The 20882-nt window shown below is 67.6% G+C and carries 24 protein-coding genes and 1 pseudogene; 9 read left to right on the forward strand and 16 right to left on the reverse strand.

Going from position 1 to position 20882, the window contains the following annotated elements; genetic code table 11:
• Positions 1–8: 8 nt before the first annotated feature.
• From H537_RS0137270 to H537_RS51945, 4 genes are read right to left on the reverse strand one after another with little or no spacing between them, the layout of a single operon-like run.
• Positions 9–512, reverse strand: a complete 504-nt coding sequence (locus tag H537_RS0137270; RefSeq protein WP_029001920.1) for an arsenate reductase ArsC — start codon at positions 510–512, stop codon at positions 9–11.
• A gap of 6 nt (positions 513–518) precedes the next feature.
• A complete protein-coding gene (locus H537_RS0137275) occupies positions 519–842 on the reverse strand; it encodes an ArsR/SmtB family transcription factor (RefSeq protein ID WP_029001921.1) in 324 nt (107 codons plus the stop codon).
• A gap of 58 nt (positions 843–900) precedes the next feature.
• Positions 901–1677, reverse strand: coding sequence for a LysR substrate-binding domain-containing protein (locus tag H537_RS47945; RefSeq protein ID WP_051244541.1), 777 nt, complete (start codon positions 1675–1677; stop codon positions 901–903).
• A 27-nt stretch (positions 1678–1704) separates the two neighbouring features.
• Positions 1705–1824, reverse strand: coding sequence for a LysR family transcriptional regulator (locus tag H537_RS51945; RefSeq protein WP_084151253.1), 120 nt, complete (start codon positions 1822–1824; stop codon positions 1705–1707).
• A gap of 146 nt (positions 1825–1970) precedes the next feature.
• Here H537_RS51945 and H537_RS0137285 point away from each other — a divergent pair, with 146 nt between their 5' ends.
• Positions 1971–2399: a DUF2917 domain-containing protein gene (locus H537_RS0137285; RefSeq protein ID WP_029001922.1), complete on the forward strand. Its 429-nt coding sequence runs from the start codon at positions 1971–1973 to the stop codon at positions 2397–2399.
• A 22-nt stretch (positions 2400–2421) separates the two neighbouring features.
• Here the strand turns inward: H537_RS0137285 and tssH are convergent, their stop codons facing one another.
• Positions 2422–5028 (reverse strand): type VI secretion system ATPase TssH, encoded by a 2607-nt coding sequence (tssH, locus tag H537_RS47950; protein ID WP_051244543.1) that lies wholly within the window; start codon positions 5026–5028, stop codon positions 2422–2424.
• Positions 5029–5061: 33 nt separating this feature from the next.
• On the reverse strand, positions 5062–5358 hold the full coding sequence (locus H537_RS54015; RefSeq protein WP_156902191.1) for a type VI secretion system baseplate subunit TssG: 297 nt from the start codon (positions 5356–5358) through the stop codon (positions 5062–5064).
• Between the two features lie 5 nt (positions 5359–5363).
• Between H537_RS54015 and icmH the strand changes: the two genes are divergently transcribed.
• Positions 5364–6122 carry a type IVB secretion system protein IcmH/DotU gene (icmH, locus tag H537_RS0137295; protein WP_029001923.1) on the forward strand — a complete coding sequence of 253 codons (759 nt, stop codon included), beginning with the start codon at positions 5364–5366 and terminating at the stop codon, positions 6120–6122.
• Between the two features lie 169 nt (positions 6123–6291).
• On the opposite strand, the gene H537_RS0137300 is transcribed toward icmH, so the two are convergent.
• The 4 genes from H537_RS0137300 to H537_RS56675 form a co-directional block, all read right to left on the reverse strand.
• Positions 6292–6948, reverse strand: a complete 657-nt coding sequence (locus tag H537_RS0137300; protein ID WP_051244545.1) for an LbetaH domain-containing protein — start codon at positions 6946–6948, stop codon at positions 6292–6294.
• Positions 6949–6957: 9 nt separating this feature from the next.
• Positions 6958–8097 carry a DegT/DnrJ/EryC1/StrS family aminotransferase gene (locus H537_RS0137305; protein ID WP_029001925.1) on the reverse strand — a complete coding sequence of 380 codons (1140 nt, stop codon included), beginning with the start codon at positions 8095–8097 and terminating at the stop codon, positions 6958–6960.
• Between the two features lie 5 nt (positions 8098–8102).
• Positions 8103–9119, reverse strand: a complete 1017-nt coding sequence (locus H537_RS0137310) for a Gfo/Idh/MocA family protein (protein ID WP_029001926.1) — start codon at positions 9117–9119, stop codon at positions 8103–8105.
• A gap of 129 nt (positions 9120–9248) precedes the next feature.
• Entirely contained in the window at positions 9249–9734 is a 486-nt protein-coding gene (locus H537_RS56675) for an acyltransferase (protein WP_029001927.1), read from the reverse strand.
• Between the two features lie 924 nt (positions 9735–10658).
• Here H537_RS56675 and H537_RS56170 point away from each other — a divergent pair.
• Positions 10659–10825: pseudogene (locus tag H537_RS56170) on the forward strand (IS110 family transposase); the annotation flags it as partial.
• A gap of 248 nt (positions 10826–11073) precedes the next feature.
• Here H537_RS56170 and H537_RS0137325 read toward each other — a convergent pair.
• Positions 11074–11385 (reverse strand): HPF/RaiA family ribosome-associated protein, encoded by a 312-nt coding sequence (locus H537_RS0137325; RefSeq protein WP_156902192.1) that lies wholly within the window; start codon positions 11383–11385, stop codon positions 11074–11076.
• A gap of 115 nt (positions 11386–11500) precedes the next feature.
• On the opposite strand from H537_RS0137325, the gene nhaR reads away from it, so the two are divergent.
• The 6 genes from nhaR (at position 11501) to H537_RS0137355 (ending at position 15882) form a co-directional block, all read left to right on the forward strand.
• A complete protein-coding gene (gene nhaR / locus H537_RS0137330) occupies positions 11501–12442 on the forward strand; it encodes a transcriptional activator NhaR (RefSeq protein ID WP_029001929.1) in 942 nt (313 codons plus the stop codon).
• Positions 12443–12565: 123 nt separating this feature from the next.
• Complete coding sequence (locus H537_RS0137335; RefSeq protein WP_029001930.1) at positions 12566–13639, forward strand: NAD(P)-dependent alcohol dehydrogenase; 1074 nt, start codon at positions 12566–12568, stop codon at positions 13637–13639.
• 180 nt (positions 13640–13819) lie between these two features.
• Positions 13820–14518: a Bax inhibitor-1 family protein gene (locus H537_RS0137340; protein WP_029001931.1), complete on the forward strand. Its 699-nt coding sequence runs from the start codon at positions 13820–13822 to the stop codon at positions 14516–14518.
• Positions 14519–14538: 20 nt separating this feature from the next.
• Positions 14539–14865, forward strand: coding sequence for a hypothetical protein (locus H537_RS0137345; RefSeq protein WP_029001932.1), 327 nt, complete (start codon positions 14539–14541; stop codon positions 14863–14865).
• Positions 14858–15325 carry a hypothetical protein gene (locus tag H537_RS54020; RefSeq protein WP_156902193.1) on the forward strand — a complete coding sequence of 156 codons (468 nt, stop codon included), beginning with the start codon at positions 14858–14860 and terminating at the stop codon, positions 15323–15325. The genes H537_RS0137345 and H537_RS54020 overlap by 8 nt, the downstream gene beginning before the upstream one ends.
• Positions 15326–15477: 152 nt before the next feature.
• Entirely contained in the window at positions 15478–15882 is a 405-nt protein-coding gene (locus H537_RS0137355) for an FKBP-type peptidyl-prolyl cis-trans isomerase (RefSeq protein ID WP_029001933.1), read from the forward strand.
• A gap of 212 nt (positions 15883–16094) precedes the next feature.
• Here the strand turns inward: H537_RS0137355 and H537_RS0137360 are convergent, their stop codons facing one another.
• From H537_RS0137360 to H537_RS47960, 5 genes are all read right to left on the reverse strand, one after another.
• Positions 16095–16994 carry an SHOCT domain-containing protein gene (locus H537_RS0137360; RefSeq protein ID WP_029001934.1) on the reverse strand — a complete coding sequence of 300 codons (900 nt, stop codon included), beginning with the start codon at positions 16992–16994 and terminating at the stop codon, positions 16095–16097.
• A 97-nt stretch (positions 16995–17091) separates the two neighbouring features.
• On the reverse strand, positions 17092–17565 hold the full coding sequence (locus tag H537_RS0137365; RefSeq protein ID WP_029001935.1) for a GFA family protein: 474 nt from the start codon (positions 17563–17565) through the stop codon (positions 17092–17094).
• Between the two features lie 213 nt (positions 17566–17778).
• Complete coding sequence (locus H537_RS0137370; protein ID WP_029001936.1) at positions 17779–18258, reverse strand: VOC family protein; 480 nt, start codon at positions 18256–18258, stop codon at positions 17779–17781.
• Between the two features lie 1180 nt (positions 18259–19438).
• Positions 19439–19657 (reverse strand): hypothetical protein, encoded by a 219-nt coding sequence (locus H537_RS0137375; RefSeq protein WP_029001937.1) that lies wholly within the window; start codon positions 19655–19657, stop codon positions 19439–19441.
• Positions 19658–20127: 470 nt separating this feature from the next.
• On the reverse strand, positions 20128–20796 hold the full coding sequence (locus tag H537_RS47960; protein WP_064736123.1) for an SOS response-associated peptidase: 669 nt from the start codon (positions 20794–20796) through the stop codon (positions 20128–20130).
• Between the last annotated feature and the right edge of the window lie 86 nt (positions 20797–20882).

The raw sequence follows: 20882 nt of genomic DNA on the forward strand, positions 1-20882 counted from the left end.
CCCTTTGCTCAGCTGCGGCCGATGCCGATGAGCGCTGCTTGCAGCGCGGCGCGGTCCAGACTTTCCAGCGGCAGCGCCAGCAGCTGCAGCATCCGGTAGCCCAGCGCCTGGCGCGTCAGCTCGAAGGCGCGGCGTTTCCCGTCGTCGCCACCCTCGGCGTTGGACGGGTCCGGGTAACCCCAGTGCACCTTCACCGGCTCGCCCTGGGCGCCGAAGAAGACCGGGCAGCTCTCCGCCGCGGCGCTGTCGCACACGGTGATGACGACGGACAGCGGCGGCGCGCCGTCGGCCGAGAACTCGTTCCAGCGCTTGCTGCGGAAGGCGCCGGTGTCGATGCCGGCGCTGCGCAGTGCCTCCAGCGCGAAGGGGTTGATGTGCCCGCTCGGCGCGCTGCCGGCGCTGTGGGCGCGCACGTCGCGGCCCAGCCGCGCGGCGAGGTGGTTGAGCATCCCCTCGGCCAGCACGCTGCGGGCGGAGTTGTGGGTGCACAGGATCAGGACGTGAAAGGTCATGGCGTTTCAGCAGTCGGTGCAGGACTTGGGGCCGGGCAGGCAGCCCGCGCCCTGGCAGCAGTTCTCGGTGAGGTAGGCCAGCAGCGCGTTCATGTGCTCGAAGGCGGCGTGGTAGATGAGGTTGCGGCCGTCGCGCTCCGGGCTCACCAGGCCGGCATTGGCCAGCTCCTTGAGGTGGAAGGACAGCGTCGAGGCCGGCAGGCCCAGCGCTTCGGCCATCGCGCCGGGTGTCAGGCCCGCCGGGCCGGCCACCACGAGGCTGCGGAACACCTGCAGCCGCACCGGCTGGGCCAGCGCGGCCAGGGATCGGACAACGTCTTTCTCTTCCATATTTCGAGAATAATGGAAATATTGGAAGGATTCAAGCCGCGCATCGCTTCGCGGCGGCTCAGGGGTGGCGGGCGTCCTCGGCCATCTCGGCGCCGAGCCAGTCGCGGAACGCGGCCACGCCGGGGAGCTGGCGCTTGCGGGCCGGGCAGACGAAGTAGTAGGCGCGGTCCAGGGGCAGCACCACGTCCAGCGGCTGCACGAGCCGGCCGCTGCGCAGCTCCTCGCGCACCAGCAGCGTGTGCGCCAGCAGCAGTCCGGCGCCCTGGATCGCCGCATCGACGGCGTGGTCGGCGCTGTTGAAGTGCAGGCCGCGCTCCACCGCCGTGTCCGGGTCCAGGCCCGCGGCCTGGAACACGTCGCGCCAGCCGGGCATCTCGGGGCTGCCGGCGAGCTGGTCGTCGTGGATGCGCGGCAGCCGGTGCCAGGGCTGGCCGGCGCCGCGCGCTGCTTCCAGCAGCCGGGGGCTGCAGACGACGACCATGCTGGCGTCGATCAGCTTCTCGTAGGACAGGCCCGGCTCCCGGGAGCGGCGGTGGGAGGTGCTGCGGATCGCCGCGTCCACGCCGTCGGTGGTGAAGTTGGCGTAGGCGGCCGAGGCGGCGACGCGCAGCTCGATCTGCGGATGCCGCTCGGCGAAGCGGTACAGCCGCGGCGCCAGCCACTTCGAGGTGAAGCCCGGGGGGGCGCTCAGCACCAGCACCTGCTGCTCGCCCGCGGCGCGCAGGGCCTCGACGGCCTCGCGGATCTGGACGAAGCCGCTTCGCAGCCCCGGGAACAGCACGCTGCCGTGCTGCGTGAGCGCCATGCCGCGCGCCTGGCGCTCGAACAGCGTCACGCCCAGGACCTGCTCCAGTCCGCGGATCTAGTGGCTCAGCGCGCCCGGGGTGACGTGCAGCTCCTCGGCCGCCTTGGTGATGTTCGCGTGCCGCGCCACGGCCTCGAAGGCGCGCAGCGCGCCCAGGGGAGGAAGGGAGTTCGTCATGAGGTGTGAGCTGGACTCAACGGTCGGTGTCGCAAATCTCCATTGTTCGCAGAGCGGGCTGGGCCTTCAATGCGGGCTATCCAAGCTTTGAGCCGGCTTCAAGGGCTGCGGGCGCAGCGCCACGGCCGGCCGTGGAAGGAGCCGCCATGAGCCTGTTTCAATCCGCCTTTGTGCCGGCTTGGCCGCGCCTACCTGCCGCCGCCGGGGCCGCGATGCCGTTCGAGCCGGTAAAGGCGTTCCTGCGCCGGGTGGTTGCCGAGCGCGGGGAGCGTGCGCTGGAAGTGGGTTTCTGCTGCCGCGCCCGTCTGGCGCTGGCGCGCAGGGAGTGGGTGGTGCTGTCGCAGGTGCGCCGCCGGACGCTGGTGTGCGAGGCCGGCGAGCTGTGGGTGACGCTGGACGGCGACGACGAGGACCACGTGCTGCGCCCTGGCGAACGCCTGGTCGTGGCCGAGAACGCCAGCGTGATCGTGTCGGCCACCCGGGAGGCGGTGCTGCGCGTGGTGGCGTCCGCGCCCGGGGGCTGCGTGGAGAGGGGCGGGTTGCGGCTGGCCGTTCCTGTCGCGGGCCGGGCCTGAGGCCCGCCCGCTCAAGCGCCCCTCAGCGGCCTTGGGGCGCGGCCGGCCGGCTGGCCACGGCGGCGCCGATGCCGATGTGGATGCCCTGCGGCGCCCGGCCGCCGGCCATGCGCTGCAGCACCTGCTCGGCGATGGCGGGCAGCAGCGTGGCTTCGAGGAACTGGTCGATGGGATGCGCGCCGGCCGCCGTCCCGCTGCAGCGGGCCTGGATGGCGACGACGACGGCGTCGTCGTAGTGCAGCGGCGCCTGGTGCTGTGCCGCCACGCGCATGGCGATGCGGTCGAGCTTGAGCCGGACGACGGCCTGCAGGGCGGCGGCATCCAGGGGCAGATAGGGCACCAGCGTCAGGCGCTCCAGCAGTGACGGGCTGAAGCGATGGGCCAGGGCGGGGCGCAGCGCCTCGGCCAGCCGGGCGGTGTCGGCGCCGGCCATGGCGCAGGCCTGGCGGATCGGCTCCGCGTCCAACTGGCTGCTGAGGATGAACAGGCAGTGGCGGAAGTCCACGCTGCGGCCCTCGGCGTCCTGCAGCGCGCCCTGGTCGAGCACCTGGTGCAGCAGCGCCAGCACCTCGGCTGGCGCCTGCTCGGTCTCGTCCAGCAGCACCACGCTGTGGGGATGGCGCCGCACGGCCTCGGTGATCACGCCGCTGCCGCGCCAGCGCAGCGGCGTGTGCTCGGGGGCGCCGAAGGCGTGGATCTCGCGGTAGTCGTTCATGCGCAGCGTGACGAGCCGGCGCTCGCTGCCGCAGAGCAGCTCCGCCAGCGCCCGCGCCGTCTCGGACTTGCCCACGCCGCCGGGACCCACGAGCAGGAACACGCCCCGGGGCTGGTTCTGCGCCTGCAGGCCGGCGCGGTTGCTGCGCAGGCGCTGCGCGATGGCGGACAGCGCCTGCGGCTGGGCGACGACGCGCTGCGCCAGCAGGGCTTCCAGGTTCACCATTGTCTGGATCTCGTCCTGGAGCAGCCGTGCGGGCGGGATGCCGGTCCAGTCGGCCACCACGGCGGCCACCGCGTTCGTATCCACCTCCAGCAGCACCAGGCCGGCTTGGGCCTGCAGCCCGGCCAGCGCGGCCCGGCCCGAGAGCAGGCGCTGCGCCGTGCGCCACGACAGCGCCTGCGGGTCCGACAGGGTGGCATGCAGCGTGTTGAGCTCCTGCACCAGCGCGCGCTCGGCCTCGAAGCGCTCGCACAGCGCGTCGAGCCGGGCCTGGGCCACGCCGCGCTCGGCCTGCAGGGTTTGCAGGCGCTGCGCTTGCCTCTCGCTGAGCGTTTCCTCTCGCTGCAGCGAGGCGGTCTCGGCTTCCAGGCGCTCGATCTGGCGCCGCTGCGCCTCGATGGCGGCCGGCACCGTGCTCTGGCTCAGCGCCACGCGCGCGCAGGCGCTGTCGAGCACGCTGACGGCCTTGCCCGGCAGGTGCCGCTCGCCGAGGTGGCGCGTGGACAGCCGCACGGCCTCGGTGAGGGCGTCGTCGCGGATGCGCAGGCCGAAATGCCGCTCCATCCGCGGCGCCAGGCCACGCAGCATGGCCACGGCCAGCGCCGGGCTGGGCTCCTCCACCTTCACCACCTGGAAGCGGCGCGCCAGCGTGGCGTCCTTGCCGACGTGGCGCCGGTATTCGCTCCAGGTGGTGGCGGCGATGGTGCGCAGCTCGCCGCGGGCCAGCGCGGGCTTGAGCACGTCAGCGGCGCCGGTGCCCAGGAGCGTGTGCGCCTCGTCGATGAACAGCACGACGGGCTGCGGGCTGGCCTGCACCTCGGCGATGAGCTGGCGCAGCCGCCGCTCCAGCTCGCCGGGGAAGCCGGCGCCGGCCTGCAGCAGCGCCGGGTCCAGCGCGCGGATCGCCACGCCGCACAGCTCCGGGGGCACCTCGCCGGCGGCGATGCGCAGCGCCAGCCCGGCCACCACGGTCGTCTTGCCCACGCCGGGCTCGCCGATGAGCAGGGAGTTGTTCTGGCGCCGGCGCAGCAGGATGTCCATGAGCTGCCGGATCTCGGCGTCGCGGCTGATCACCGGATCGATGCCGCCGTCGCGGGCCTGCTGCGTGAGGTCCAGCGTGTACTGCTCCAGCGCCGGTGCCTCCGCGGCCTCGGTTGCGGGCGCCACCGTGGCGCTGATGGGAGGTGCCTGCAGCGTCGCCCTCGCGCTCTCCGGCGCCTCGGCCGAGCCGAGCGTGAGCTCCTCGGCGGCGTGCGTCAGCGCCTCGGCCGGGATGCACGCGAACTGCGGGCTGGCGCGGCGGGTGACGCGGCTCAGCGCCGGCTGCGTGAGCAGTGCCTGCAGCAGGTGGACGCTGCGGATGCGAGCGTCGTGCGCGTCGCGCGAAGCGAGGCTCCAGCCCTGCTCGAACAGCGTGCGCAGCCGCAGGCTGAACACGGGCATCTGCTCATGGCCGGCGGGCAGCGCCGCGAGTTCCTGCTCCAGCTCCGCGCGCAGCTGCTCGGCATCCACCCTGAAGCGCCGGCACAGCCCTGAGAAATCGCTGCCGGCGCTTTCCAGCAGCGCCAGCAGCAGGTGTTCGATGTCCACCTCGTGGTGGCCGCGGGCCATGGCGATGGCGGCCGCGCGGGCCGCCGCGTGGCGGCAGGTGTCGTTGAGCTTGGAAACGAGCTGATTGAGGCGGTGGCTCATGGCTTCTTTCTGAAGCCGCGGCGGGCACCACGCTCAGGTAGCCGTGGCGTGCAGGTCGTAGACCGCTTCTTCCCGCTCGCGGGGACTGGGGCTGGAAAGTAAGAAAGTGTTCCAACCGAGCCGGGCAGGGAAGCCCGTGTTCCCGCGGTTCAGTGGTGTGGGTACCACTGCGTCGCTGCGCAAGCGCAGGTGCACCTCGTATTCCAGGCTCACGCCGCTGGCCAGCGTCAGCAGCTCCCGCAGCGCCAGCGCGCCGCTCTGGCCGGGCAGGAAGCGCTGAGCTGTCCATGAAAGACATGCCCGTGCCTTCACTGTTGACGGCGGGGCCAAAGGGAATGGCGCTCCAACGCCCGGTGCTGCCTGCTGCCGTGACCGGTGAGCCGCGCAGCCTGCTGGACCTGATGCATCCCGGCTTCTACATGCTGTTGCTGCTGCGCAATGGCCACGCGCCTGCGGATGCCTCCGCTTTCCGCCACCAGGTCTGCCAGCTCCTGGAAGGCATCGAGCGCAATGCGCGGGAGTTGCAGATCGCCGCTGGTGACGTGTCCGAGGCCCGGTTCGCTTTCTGTGCTTTGCTGGATGAGGTGGTGCTGAACTCGAAGCTGCCGCTCCGCGGCGAGTGGGAGTGCAGGCCGCTGCAGCTGGAACTGTTCGGCAAGCACATGGCCGGCGAACGCTTCTTCGACAAGCTGGAGCTGTTGCGGCGCGAGGGCGTGGCGCGCCTGGGCGTGCTGGAGGTGTTTCACCTGTGCTTGTTGCTGGGCTTCCTGGGGCGCTACGCCCTTGAAGGGCGCGAGAAGCTGGACTACCTCACGGCCCGCCTGGGCGACGAGATTGCACAACTGCAGGGGCGGCGCACGGCTTTCGCCCCGCACTGGGCCGCACCGGATCGGGTGGTCCACAAACTGCGTGGCGAGCTGCCGCTGTGGGCCATGGCGGTGGTGTTCGGGGGCTTGGCGCTGGCCGCCTTCGTTGCAATGCGCTTGCAGTTGGACCGCAGCACCGAACGCGACTTGGCTCCCTACAGTGACGTCGTGAAGCTGGCGCCTCAAGCCGCGCACGTGACGATCACCTGGCCTTTATGGCGCATTTGATGCAAAGGGCCGCTTGAGTGAAGCGGGGCCACTCGATATCGACGCTGCAGACGGGCCGGTCAACAGGCAACAAAAGTTAAGAGAAAGCCCGCCGGGGCGGGGGCCGCGGCGGGCTGAGATGAAGCCGTGAACTGGGCGGTGCTCGGCAGCCCGGCACCCTTGGCTGGATCTACGCCCTCAGCAACCGGGCCGGGTTGCCGGCGATGCAGGCACCGCCGCCCACGCTGCGGATGACGTTGCTGCCCAAGCCGATCAGCGTTCCGTCGCCGATCTCCACGCCGTTCATGATGCTGGTGCCGCTTCCGACGTAGCAGTTCTCGCCCAGCATGACGCTGCCCGCGATGGTCACGTTCGAGCCGATGAGGCTCCAGCTTCCGATGTGCGCGTCGTGGTGGATCACGGTGTTGGGCAGCACGCACACGTGGTCGCCGATGACGGCGTTGCTGGTGATCACCACGCCGGCCATGATCAGAACGTTACGACCGATCGTGGCCAGCGGTGACACGCGCGCGCTGGGGTGGATGACGCGGGCGAAGCGGCTGCTCGGCAGTCCCAGCGCCTCCACGATCGAGCGGCGCGAGCGGTACGACGTCGGACTGCCCGGCACTGCCAGCACCTGCGCCTCGGGCCAGCGCTGCAGGGCTTCGCGACCCGTCACGAGGCAGCCGTGGCGGTCAACGCCTTGCTTGCCCGGCGTATCGTCCATGAAGCCGACAAGGCGATACGCCTGGCCCAGGCAATCCAGCGCCTCAAGCCCGTTGCCGTTGTACGGGAAGATGAGCAGGGGTTGCGCCGTTGACGGTGCAACCTGGTCAGCACCGCTCATCGTCCTGCCTCAGGCGACGCCCACCGGGCTTGCTTCCGACATGGCTGGGACTGGCATGGCCAGTTCCTGCACCGCCTGTGCTACGCGCTCACACTGCTCAGCCGTCAGTTCGGGGAACATCGGCAGCGACAACACTTCGTTGGCTGCTCGTTCCGCATGCGGGAACTGCCCGGCCTGATAGCCCAGGTCGGCGAAAGCAGGCAGCAGGTGTACTGGCGTGGGGTAGTGAATGCCGGTCTGGATGCCCTGCGCCAGCAGCGCGTCCTGCCAGGCTTGGCGGTTCTGCGTTCGGATGGCGTAGAGGTGATAGACGTGGCGCACGTCCGGACGGGCGTAGGGCGTCGGGACGCCGGTGCCGGCCAGCAGGCTGTCATAGCGGGCGGCGGCCGTGCGGCGCGCCTCGGTCCAGCCTTCCAGGTACTTCAGCTTCACCCGCAGCACGGCTCCCTGAATGCCCTCGAGGCGGAAGTTGTAGCCCTTGAGCACGTGCTGGTACTTCTTTTCCGCACCCCAGTCGCGCAGCATGCGGATGGTCCGTGTGAACTCGGGGTTGTTGGTCACCACCATGCCGCCTTCGCCGTAGGCGCCCAGATTTTTTCCCGGGTAGAAGCTGAAGCAGCCCATGTGGCCCATGCTGCCGGCGCGGCGGCCCTTGTACTCGGCGCCATGGGCTTGGCAGGCGTCCTCGATCACGACCAAGTTGTGCTTGCGCGCAATTTCCAGGATCGGATCCATGTCCGCTGTCTGGCCATACAGGTGTACCGGAATGATGGCCTTGGTCTTCTCGGTGATGGCGGCCTCGAGGGCGTTCACGTCCATCGTGAAAGTCTTGGGATCGATATCGACGAACACTGGCGTGGCGCCCGTGTAGTCGATGGCCGATACCGTGGCGACGAAGGTGAAGGGCACGGTAATTACTTCGTCGCCTTTGCCCACGCCTGCAGCCAGCAGTGCCAGATGCAGCGCACTGGTACCGGTATTGACGCCAATGCCATGCTCAACTTGGCAATAGGCGGCAAATTCCTTTTCAAAGGCAGCAACTTCACTGCCCAGCGTGAATTCGCAGCGTTCGATGACGCCCTGGATGGCGGTATTCACCTCGTCCTTGATGGAGCGGTATTGCGCCTTGAGATCGACAAAAGGAATCATGATTTTCAGCCCCTCTTCTGAATGGTGACGGTATCGCCGCGGCAGCGCATGGAGCGATTGGCGGCTTCGATCAGTTCCACGACCCGCACGCCGAGATGACCGTCTGTCATGGGCGTGGTGCCGTTCTTGATGCAGTCGACGAAATGTTCGCTTTCGACGCGCAAGGCTTCGGAAACCGCCAGTTTGGGCGCCCACATATCGCCCGTGCGGTAGCCGATGCGCATTTCCCGGATCTGGTTTGGATCGTCGGTGAAGCTGACACCCTTGTCATAAACCTTGATTTTCTCGCTGGGTTCGAGGTCGTCGTAGGTGATCATCTTGTTGCTGCCGCCGATGAGAATCTGGCGCACTTTTACCGGTGCCAGCCAACTCACGTTGGCGTGGGCAATGGTTCCGGAATCGTAGAACAACGTCACGTAGGCCAGATTTTCCGGCGTACCGGGGAAATGGTTCGTGCCGCTGGCGGTGACTGCCGCCGGATGCTCGCCCAGCAGATAATCCAGGATGGAAAAATCATGTACGGCAAGATCTGAAATCACGCTGACGTCGCGCTGGAACAGACCGAGATTGACGCGTACCGAGTCGTAGTAATAGATCTTGCCCAGTTCGCCGTTGCGGATGATCTCGCCCATCTTGCGGACGGCGCCGGTGTAGATGAAGGTGTGGTCGACGATGAGCACGAGGCGGCGGCGTTCCGCTTCCTCGACCAGGCGTCGTGCCTGCACCGAGGTTTCCGTCATCGGCTTTTCCAGCCAGACATGTTTGCCGGCCTGGAGGGCAGCGAGCGCAAGCTCGTAATGGGTATTGACGGGGGTGGCGATGGCGATCGCGTCAATCGAGCTGTCGTTGAGCAGGTCGCGGTAATCAGTGGTCGTGTTGCAGGCGTGGCGCTTGCGCACCAGTTCCAGCTTGGACGAGTCGAGATCTGACACCGAAGCCACATTGAGCCCCGGCGTTTCCGCGAAATTGCGCACGAGGTTCGGACCCCAATATCCGTAACCGATGACGCCGATGTTGATCATCTTGATTCCCTCGCTAGTAAAAACCTTGAGCCGCGGCCTCGATGACAGGTGACACCGCTCAGCCCGTCCTGCCTGAAGTGCGTTTTTTGGTTAGGTGAACCGCTGCCGAAATGAGTATTCCGGTGGAATTCAGGTCTTCTTCATCTCACGGGTGTCGCCTACCACGCGCGCTGGTACGCCAGCAACGACGGCATAGGGGCGGACATCCTTAGTCACCACCGCGCCGGCACCTACCAAGGCACCTTCTCCGATCGTGACTCCTGCGACGATGGTGGCGTTGCTGCCGATGGAAGCACCGCGCTTGACGTAGGTTGGCTCGACCTTCCAATCCGCTTCGGTCTGCAGCCCGCCATCGGTATTGGTGGCACGAGGATAAAGATCGTTGGTGAACATTACACCGTGCCCGATGAATACTTCGTCGGATATCTCAACGCCTTCACAGACGAAAGTGTGCGACGAAATTTTGCAGCGAGCTCCGATAAGAGCATTTTTCTGAATTTCGACAAATGCGCCAATTTTCGTATCGTCGCCGATGGTGCAGCCGTAGAGGTTGACCAGCGTCGGCTGGAAAATCTGCACCTTGTGGCCAAGCTTGACGTTCTCGCTGATGGGCATGGGTATTTGCCTTTGCGTGAGGCACACGCCGTCAGCAGCCTTCGGTCTCAGCGATCCGGCTGGCTGATTGCGGTATGCCGACTGAATTCACAGGACTGAAAAAATACCGAGTGTGATCGATGCAGTCGCTGTGCCCCTCGAAGTGATGTTGTTGTTCGGCGTCACCCTGGAACCGGCTTGAGCGCAATTCAATGGGACGTCTTGTGGTGGTTTCGTGCCGTGTCTGGATGAGCCTGAATCACAGCACGGGGCCATTTTGTTCCCGAAGGCGCAGCCGCTGCGAACCCGCAAACGCGGGTTTTCGCAACAACCGCGTGCTGCCGTTTCAATATGGATACGCTGTGAATATTGTTGCTTTTTGTGTCTACGGCTCGCTGTCCATTCAAGGGTCCGGGGGTAGCTGCAGCGTCATCTGGACAGGGGGTTATGTTTTTACCCGGATTGGTGGCATGCCCGATCCAGCGGTTGCGCTCGGAACTCGGCATGCGTCGAAAGTTGGCTGCCCGCACGATGAAATCGCTTTGCTCTGGCCCCATGCTGTGGGCAAGGCATTACGCCGTGCGGCGTTCTTCTTGCCTTGCCGGGCATACGCGGCTCGGACGTGCCGTTACGCTTTTCTACACTTCCGACCCCCGCTGCGCTGCATACGCACGTTGACAGTAGCAGAGGCCGCGAGCGACGAACTCGGTATAGGCAGGATCTCTGCGGCGCCTCAGCCGCCACGGTGGCTGCGCAGGCGCAGAGGGCGAAGGAACAGATGTACAGCAGCACCGCGCTGCAAGGCCGGATCCGACCACAACGGATCTACTTCTTCGCCACCTGCTTGGTCGATGTGATGGCTCCCGGGGCTGGCATGGACGCCATTGCGCTCATTCGCGCCGCCGGCATCGAGAACGTGGCAGGCGCGTCTTCAGTCGTCAGATCAAGCACGCGCAACTCATCGAGTTCTTCGCCCAGTTGCCCCTGTGCGTGGTCGGCATGGAAACCTGCTCCAGCGCGCACTACTGGGCACGGCGGCTGCAGCAGCTGGGCCACACCGTGCGACTGATGGCCCACAGCTGGTCAAGCCGCCCTGCGTGAAGGCGAACAAGCAGTGCTGCGCACGGCGCTGCATGCCGAGTACGACCAGATAAAGGTGCACGCGCACATCAGGCACATGCAGCAGCTGCTGGGACAGTGGCATCAGACCAGCGCGCCCAGCCCGCGGCTTGAACGCATCCCGGGCAGCGGCACGCTCGCCGCCAGGCGCCCTGGTCGCTTCCATAGGGGATGGGCGCGAGTTCGCCCATGCGTGCCAGGCCAGCGCCCACTCCGCGCGGCCCGCGCGCCGGGGCGGGATTCAGGCCGCCGCCGGCTGGGCGACGCGCAGGTGCTCCACCGCGAGGCGGCCGGCGCGGTCCACCGCGCGGTCGATGGCGTCGTAAAGGTCCTTGCCCACGTCCACCACCGAGGCCACGCCGGCGTGCACCAAGCGCAGCTGGACGCGGCAGTAGCCCTCCTTCTGGCCGTGGCGGCTGCGCGTGTCGCCCAGGCGCACCTCGACGCTCTCAACCTGGTGCTCGCGCGACCGCAGCACGTAGAGCAGGCGGCGGCGTGCGTGGTCGGCCAGTGCGGCGGCACGGGCACAGGCGGCATGCACTCGGATTTCCATTCGGCGCTCCGGATTCCCGGGGAAGTGACGACCAGACCACTGTAGGGCGCTGATCCAATCCAAGTAAATCCGATTATTCCGGGCTTGCGTGTAGGAAAAGTCTGATGATTGGTGCATGAACTACAAGCACCTCCACTACTTCCTGCAGGTGGCCGAGACCGGCAGCGTGGCCCGCGCCAGCGAGCAGCTGCACCTGACGCCCCAGACGGTCAGCGGCCAGATCCAGCTGCTGGAAGAGCGGTTGGGCAGCCCGCTGTTCGCGCGCAGCGGGCGCCGCCTGGTGCTCACCGATACCGGGCGCATGGTGCTGGACTACGCCAAGGACATCTTCGCCCTGGGCGCCGAGCTGGAAGCCTCCGTGCGCGAGCGCACCACGCACGGCCGGGCGCTGGACTTCCGCATCGGCGTGGCCGACGCCGTGCCCAAGGCCATCGCCTACCACCTGGTGGAGCCGGCCTTCGCGGTGGAGAACGTGCACCTGGTGTGCCGCGAGTGGAAGCTGGACCTGCTGCTGGCCGAGCTGGCGCTGCACAAGCTCGATCTCGTGATCGCCGACGCGCCCATCCCGTCCTCGGTGAGCGTGCGTGCCTTCAGCCATCGCCTGGGCTCCTCGACGCTGAGCTTCTTCGCCACGCCGGCGCTGCGCGAGCGTCACCCCGGCGACTTCCCGGCCTGCCTGGACGGCGCGCCGGTGCTCATGCCGGGCGAGGACTCCGCCATGGGCCAGCGCCTGCGCGCCTGGTTCCAGTCGCAGAACGTGCGCCCGCGGCTGGTGGGCGAGTTCGACGACAGCGCGCTGATCCAGGAGTTCGGGCGTCGCAGCGCCGGCTTCTTTGCCGCGCCGGGCGTGATCGCGCCCGGGATCGAGGCGCAGTTCGGCGTGCGCAGCGTGGGTGTCGCCGAGGGCGTGGAAGAAGACTTCTTCGCCATCTCGGTGGAGCGCCGCATCACGCACCCCTGCGTGGTGGCGATTACGCAGGCCGCGCGCAACGAGCTGTTCCAGATGGCGCGCAAGCCGGTGCGCGCGACCGCGCCGCGGCGCCGCCAGGCGGCCTGAGCCCGCAGGCGTCCGCCGCGGCCTGGCCCGCCAAACTGGCGCTGCCGCGCTTGCGCCAGCGCAAGTCCGGCATCCCATGTCGGCCTAGCCTGGAGGGCTTGATCCCTTGGCCAGGAGTCCGCCATGCCCATGATGAAAGCCGCCGTCTTCGTCGAACCGGGTCGCATCGTGCTCGACGACAAGCCGATTCCCGATGTCGGGCCCCAGGACGCGCTGCTGCGCGTGACCACCACCACGATCTGCGGCACCGACGTGCACATCCTCAAGGGCGAGTACCCCGTGGCGCGCGGATTGACCATCGGCCACGAGCCCGTGGGCGTGATCGAGAAGCTGGGCTCCGCGGTCAAGGGCTACCGCGAGGGGCAGCGCGTCATCGCCGGCGCCATCACGCCCAGCGGCTGGAGCAACGCCTGCCAGTGCGGCTTCTGCGCCCAGGACGGCGCCGGCAGCGCCCACGGCTGGAAGCCCATGGGCGGCTGGCGCTTCGGCAACACCATCGACGGCTGCCAGGCCGAGTACGTGCTGGTGCCTGACGCCATGTTCAACCTCGCGCCCGTGCCCGACGGATTGAGCGACGAGGCGGTGCTGATGTGCCCGGACATCATGTCCACGGGCTTTGCCGGCGCGGAAAGCGCGCACATCCGCATTGGCGACGCCGTGGCGGTGTTCGCGCAGGGGCCCATCGGTCTGTGCGCCACGGCCGGCGCCAAGCTCAGCGGCGCCAGTCTCGTCATCGGCGTGGACCGGCTGCCCGAGCGGCTGGAGATGGCGCGGCGCATGGGGGCGGACGTGGTGGTTGATGCCGGCAAGGTGGACCCGGTGTCCGAGATCCTGCGCCTGACCGGCGGGCGCGGCGTGGACGCCGCCATCGAGGCGCTGGGCACGCAGGCCACCTTCGAGGCGGCGCTGCGCGTGCTGCGGCCGGGCGGCACGCTCTCCAGCCTGGGCGTGTACTCCACCGACCTGCGCATTCCGCTGGACGCCTTCGCTGCCGGGCTGGGCGACCACCGCATCGTCACCTCGCTGTGCCCGGGCGGCAAGGAGCGCATGCGCCGGCTCATGGCCGTGATCGAGGCCGGCCGGGTGGACCTGGGCGCCATGGTCACGCACCGCTTCAGGCTCGACGACATCGAGGCCGCCTATGAGCTGTTCGGCCACCAGCGCGACGGGGTGCTCAAGGTGGCGGTCACACCCTGAGCGGCGGCGTTGTCCGCGGTGCCGGGGCAGGGCGGCCACGGGGACAACGATGCGGTTTTTTCGATCAAACGCATCGTAACCTTCTGATTGTTTCGATGTAAGGACGCCCCTAGATTAGCGTTGCCGTCCCAAATCCGTGGCCTTCGCCGCGGGGGCGGCGAGCGAGTCTAGGGAGCCTCCATGAACCTTCAGCAGATCGACCTTCGTGCCCGCGCCGCGCAGGCGCCGGGTTTGGCTGCGCAGCAGCAGCGCGTGCTGCGCAACACCTACTGGCTGCTCGCGCTGTCGATGGTGCCTACCGTGGCGGGCGCCTGGCTAGGAATCGCCACGGGGTTGTCGAGCGCGATGTCGCCGCTGGTGAGCCTGGTGGTGTTTCTCGCGGGTGCCTTCGGCTTCATGTTCGCCATCGAGCGCACCAAGGATTCCGCCGCCGGCGTGCCGGTGCTGCTGGCCTTTACCTTCTTCATGGGCCTGATGCTGTCGCGCCTGGTGGGCACGGTGCTGGGCCTGTCCAACGGCGCGAGCCTGGTGATGACGGCCTTCGCCGGCACGGGCGGCATCTTCCTGGGCATGGCGATGCTGTCCACGGTGATCAAGCGCGACTTGACCTCGATGGGCAAGTGGCTGTTCGTGGGCGTGGTGATGCTGATGGTGGCGGGCATTGCCAACGTCTTCATCCAGTCCAGCGCGCTGATGATCACGCTGTCGGTGCTGGCCATCGGCATCTTCTCGGCCTTCATCCTGCATGACCTCAAGCGCGTGCAGGACGGCCTGGAGACCAACTACATCACGGCCACGCTGGGCGTCTACTTGAGCCTGTTCAACGTCTTCCAGTCGCTGCTGGCGCTGTTGGGTATCTTCGGCGGCAACGACGACTGAACGTCCCCTGAAAGAAGCTGATGCATCTGCCTTACTCCACGCGCGCGTCCTCGGGCCCGGCGCGCCTGCTGCAAAGCCTGGCGAACGCGGTCCGGGGCCTGGTCCTGGGTTTCGTCGGCCTGCTGGTGCTGGCCTTCACGCTGCTGGCCGGCATGGTCACCGCGGGTGTGCTGCTGGTGGTGGCGCTGGTGGCCCGACGCCGGCTCCAGCGCGGCGCGGTGCGCTTTGTCTGGCCGGGCCGCATGGGTGCCCGGCCGGATGCAGCAGCGACGCCGTTCCGCCATGGGCGCGGCAGCGGTGGAGCGGGCGAGATCGTCGATGCTGAGGTGCGCGAGATCCGTGATTGAGGGGCGTCCGGCCCCCGCGCCTTACCTCTATTGCGGCATTGTTCGCACCCCCTGGGCCCGCGAACTGCTCCAGGCGGAAGGGCCGGCGCCGGTGCCTTTGGCGTCGGTCACAATGGTTCAACCCATGGCGGGCTCCAGAGGAGGCAGCTTGATACATTTGCAGGCAACCATTCCCGACGGCGTCAACTTCGAGGACCTGCGCCTGTCGCGGGATATTCGCGACGGCGCCGTGATCTTCGATCCCCAGCCGATCGAGGCCATCTGCATGGCCAGCGGTTTCGATATCGATGAGCTGGTCCAGGGCCCTGATCCCATCGTGTGCGCCCTCATCACGGCCTGGTACCAGGAGCATCTCAAGCGCGGTGGTGCGCCTGATCCGGTGCAGGAAGACTTGATGGAAGAAACCCGGCTCGAACAGGAGCGCGGCGGCGGCTTCAGCTACGCGCCGGGCCACGCCTGAGCACGTGTGCCGGCTGCGCCCCGGCGGTTGCAAGTGCAACCGCCGGGGCTGGTGGTGGTAGTCGGTCGCATGCGCGGTAACCGGCGCTGCGGCCGGTCGGTGCGAAAGCAGCGACACTGCGCGCCTTCATCACCCTTGCGCTTCTTCACTGCATGAAAACGTCTTCCGCACTCTGCGCCGCGCTGCTGCTGGCCGCTACGCTTCCCGTGACCGCCCAGACCGAAACCGAGAAGCTGCCCTCGGGCGTGGTCGTCGAGCACAGCGTCAAGGGCCAGGGCGCGCAGCCCGGGCCGACCAGTACCGTGCAGGTGCACTACCGCGGCACGCTGCCCGACGGCAAGGAGTTCGACAGCTCCTACAAGCGCGGCCAGCCCGCCACGTTCCCGCTCAACCGCGTCATTCCCTGCTGGACCGAGGGACTGCAGCGCATGAAGGTCGGCGGCAAGGCCAAGCTCACGTGCCCGGCCGACACCGCCTACGGCGCCCGCGGCATTCCCGGAACCATTCCCGGCAACAGCACCTTGACCTTCGAGGTCGAACTGCTGGCCGCACGCTGAAATCGCCAATTTCAGCGTTTGTTGACATAACGAAGATTGGGGCGCCAGGAGTTGTAGGCGCCAATCGGTGACGTCGCGTTCCTGCCGGGCTGAAATGCCGCATCGTCGGCCCCTGTGGCCCCTGTGGCCCCTGTGGCCCCTGCGGCCGGTGCTCCGGCTGGCCCGGTGGGCTCTCGATCCGGCTGCTCTTTGCGAAGCTGCCGTCGCCGTGCTCAGAGCCGGCTCAGCAGCTCCGCCTTCTTGGCCGAGAACTCCTCGGCGGTGAGCACGCCGCGCGCGTGCAGCTCGGCCAGCCTCTCGATCGCCGCGAACACGTCCAGCCCCTGCGGCAGCCCGCTGGCCGTGCCGGCCTGCGGCGCGGGTGCGGTGGATGCGGCCATCGGCGCTGGCGTGGGCGCTGCATTCGGTGACGTCGGAGCCGACGCGGCGGCCGGCGGCTGGCCGTCCACCGACACCACCGGCAGGCGCTCCACGTTGACCAGCCCGTGCTGGCTGGTGAAGCTCAGCGAGCCGCTGCCCGACTGCTGCTGCGAGACGCCGCCGATGTGGTGGTCCAGCGTGTCGTAGACCGTGACCCGGCCGCGCAGCTCGATGGCCAGCCGCCGCGCCTGCGCGAAGTAGGCGTAACGCACGCCGTTCTGCGCGCCGCTGCTGTTGGGCCGGCCCAGCCCTGGCCCCCACCAGTCGCTGCTGCCGGCGGCCGGCACGAACAGGCTGGCCGTCGGCGGCGGCATGCCCTCAGCGGGCGGCTGCGTGCCGCCGCTCCAGGCCGACTGCTGCTGTCCCGGCATTCCGCCGCTGCCCTGGCTCTGCGACTGGAAGCTGCCGCCGCCGTGCAGCAGGTCAGGCTGGCTGGCGACCAGGCCGGCAAGCTCGTTGCACAGGCCGTCCACGCGGGCCTTGAGCGCGTGGTTGAACATGTCCGACACCATCGTCATGCCGCCGCGCATCCATTGCCCCGGGCCGCCGAACTCGGGATGTCCGAACTGCGCCATGCCGCCCTGGCCCTGCACCACGGCCCAGAGCATGGCGGTCACGGCCTCGGCGCTGAAGCCGTGGCGCCGGGCGATGTCGTCGATGGCCTGCCTGCCTTGCGGCGTGAGTTGTTGCATCCTGAACCTTCCATGCCGTGAGGCCCACCGCTGCAGGCCGGAATCGAGCTTTTCGCGCTGCCCAGGGCAAGCGGCGCGCCGCATCGGGGCCGCGGATTCAGCGCGCCAGCCCATGGCGCCGGTGCCACTCGGCCAGCGACTCGTCCGGATAGGCATCGAAGGTGGCGTCCTTCGGACCGGCCTGCACCTGCACCCAGGCCGGCTTTAAGCCCAGCATCATGTGCGTGAGCTGAGGCACCTCGGGCAACGGCGTGTCGATGGCGCCGGCATGCGGATGCACCAGCGCCGGCCAGCGCGGGTCCCACAGCCACAGTGCCGTGCCGCAGTGCTTGCAGAAATGGCGCTCGCCGCTGCTGCGGCTGCCGTCCTCCATGCGCGCGCGGTACACGCTCAGATGCTCGCGTCCTTGCACCTGCAGCGTGGCGTTGTCCGCGCCGAGGTTGATCGCGTAGCCGCCGGTGCCCGCGGTCTTGCGGCAGATCGAGCAGTAGCAGCGCATGAAGGGCACGGGCTCGTGCGACTCCACGGAAAAACGCACGGCGCCGCAATGGCAGGAACCTTCGAGTCGCATGGCATGGCCTCCTGGCGCGGGCAGCGGGCCGGCCTCGCGCGGTACGCCTGCGCTGCCTTCCGGCGGGCCGCCCCGTATCGCCGGTGCGCGATCCCGAGCACGCCGCGCACCCGGCTACGCCATGCGGGCTGCTGCAGCCCGGCGGCACCCGTTCCAGCCGCTGGCGGCCCTGAGCGGGCCGGCTGTCCTGGCGCCGTGGCACGCGCCCGGCGCTCAGCCGGCGCAGCTGCCCTCGAACAGCTTCGCGGCGCGGCGGCGGATCTCCTCTTCCGACACGTCCTCCACGTGCGTGGCGATGTGCCACTTGTGACCGAAGGGGTCCTTCAGCCCGCCGGCGCGGTCGCCATAGAACTGGTCGGCCACCGCCATGGTGAGCGTCGCGCCCGCCTCCACGGCGCGCTGGACGCAGGCGTCCACGTCGTCCACGTAAAGCATCAGGCTGCACGGGGAGCCGCCGAGCGTTTGCGGACTCAAGGCCTGCCATTGCGGTGCCTCGTCATGCAGCATCAATACCGAATTGCCAATGCGGATCTCGGCATGCATCACCGAGCCGTCCGGTGCCCGCAGCTGCATGTTTTCCTCGGCGCCGAAGGCCCGCTTGTAGAAATCGATGGCCTGTGCCGCACCCTTGATGGTCAGGTAGGGCGTCACGGTCGAGTAGCCGTCGGGAATCCTCTTCACCGGGTTTGCCATCACGAAATTCTCCAGGGCTGAGGACAGGCACGCCGCGCCGCGTCAGCCCAAACAAGCGGCGGGGCGTCATGGCTGTATGGATGTACAGCATAGGCGCCTTTATGCCGCATGCAAGCCGGCGGTTGTTTCCGGGCCGATGGCGATGGCGGCGGTATCGCCATGCACTCCTGGCCCGGGTTTCATCCGCGTTCCGCGCTGGCAGCGGGCGTACTGCACGGGGATGTGCAACAGCGGATGGTCTCTTGCTGAAAGACCGGAACACCCGGACTTCGTGCCTGGTCCAATGGCCGCCAAAGCATGGCGCGCACGTCCCGGGCAAATCCGGGGAGCCGCCCGGGAATTCAAGGCCGCGGATTGCAACCGCCGCGGTGTCCGGCATTCGCTTTTTGCTGGCCCTGCGTCGTGGATTGCGGCGTTCGATCCGCGCGGATCGGTGCAGCAGTAGAGCTTCTATTTCAGTTCCGGTGCCAGGGTTGCCAGGCCGGTGGCCAGCGCCAATCCAATGATGTCCCAGAGACCCGCGCCCAGAGGAATTCGCCCGATATTGCGCTGCGCACCCACCACATTGCCGAAGCCGCCATGCCTCAAATCCGCCGGCTACCGGGCATTGGGCGCGAGTGTCCTCGTTCGTTAGCGAACGACAACATTCACTGGCGGGAACAGGGATTGGAGGCCTTTTACGGTGAATGGCCAGGGGCCATGGCCGCCATGCGTTGCAGTACCGTCGTCTGGGCACACAGACTGTTATTGGATGAAACCCTGGTGCAATCCCGGCAGCGCTACTTCGAACCCTGGAGTTCCGTGGCCGCCGGGCTGGCATTGAAAGCCAGGTACTGGAGTCCGCACGATGCCGCAATGTCCAGGACGCCACGGGCTTGGACGGCAGCCCATTTGACTGCTTTCCCTCGCAAGCACTTCACACGCCGCTTGCCGGGGCAATGGCGTACCGGGGGTGTTATGGATTTCGGGAATCCCCGCCGGACGACGGGGTTATTGCGCCCATGGAGTACGGCGGATGGATGGCCACCTGCAGGCTCAATTCGTGAGCCCGCCGAGGCGCTTTTGCTGGAATCCGTACCCGTGCGGTACGGAGGAAGGCCCGGAATGCTGCGCTGCGGCAGCTGGGGCGTCGATCGCGCCCGTGTGGATTCACTGCGGGACGCGGAGCGGTTTCAGCCGCTCAATGCCGGGTCGAGTGTGGGCTCAGGCCGTGGCGCGAGGACACCACATCGGCCTCCAGGGAGCCCTGGGCGTAATGGTGCCGATCCAGCGCATTGGCCGCGCCTTCAATCCAGCCGCCGTACCAATCCAGCGCCTCAAACGAACCCTGCACGTACGGGCACTGTTCAGCGAATATCCCGCCAGCCAGAAAGCCGGCGGTCCAGGCCCTCTTGTCCATGCTTTGCACGCTTTTCCTCCGCATTGTTGCCAGGTCTGCGCCGGCCATCTGGCTTCGAATGGGCATTGATTCCCGCCCTGACATTTCGTGTCTTGCGCGACCTTTCGCCAACGATATCGGCCATTGCCCAGTGAACTGTTCCAGCGCCCGCTGCAATGTGTGACGGCCTGTGTATCCTCCATCCGGGCCGCCGAGGTTCTCGACTCTTATCACCGGGTTGCATTCAATTCAAGCAAACTTTGCAAATTTTTTTCACATGACCATTCTGAGCATTCAACGCGCCTCGGGCTGGTGTGAAGTTTTCACGCCCAAGCTTGCGCGAAACCGACGACCGTATCTGCGGCGGATCCCGCACGGGAAAACGGTCCGGCAGCGGCTGTAACACAAGAATCTTTCAACCTGTTACATGAAGGTGGCGGGCTGGACGCCCGCCTAGCCCGCAGACGGCCGCCCTCGGGAACCTGGGCGGCTCAGGCGGCATTGCTGGGCCCGGCCGCGGGCACCCGGGGCGGACGTGGCGCCGGAGTGGTGACGAATTGTTCGGCCTCCATGGGTTGCAGCAGCGCCCGTGCTTCGCGCTCGTCGGCATACAGCCAATCCCGGTAATGACTGGGTGGCAGCACGACCACCGAGCGCTTTTCTTCACCGGGCTTGTGAAAGCGCCGCATGAGCTCATGCGCGTCCGCATTGATGGTGAGCATGGAATACGACCACACCGTGCCGCTATCCCGGTGCGCTTCTTCCCATATCCCCGCCAGGCAGAACGGCAAACCGTCCACGCGTGCAATGCGCCAGCGCTCGGCGCGGCCTGATTCATAGTTGGGTTCGAAGATAGCCTGGACCGGTATCAGGCAGAAGCGGCGTGCCTTCCAGGCGGACTTGAAACTGGGTTTCGAATCCACCGTTTCACTGCGGGCGTTGTAGGTGTGGCGCGCCAGGCTGGGTTCGCGTGCCCAGGGTGGCAACAACCCGAACACTCCGGGCCAGGGCGAGAAATGCGATTCATACTCCGGCCCCGCCGTGATGAACACCGCACTGGAACCTGGATATGCCTCATTCGTGTAGCCGAAGTCGGGTTCCTCACTTTGCAGATGAACCCGAAAATTCTTTGGCGACGGAGGTTCATAGTTCGCGCACATTGTGGCATTATCCGTTCCGCGCAAGCCCGGAGGAGATACGGGCCGGAACTTGAGGGTTCCACGGCAGTCCAGGTCAGTTCAACACA

This window comes from Azohydromonas australica DSM 1124, assembly GCF_000430725.1.
Lineage (GTDB): Bacteria > Pseudomonadota > Gammaproteobacteria > Burkholderiales > Burkholderiaceae_C > Azohydromonas > Azohydromonas australica.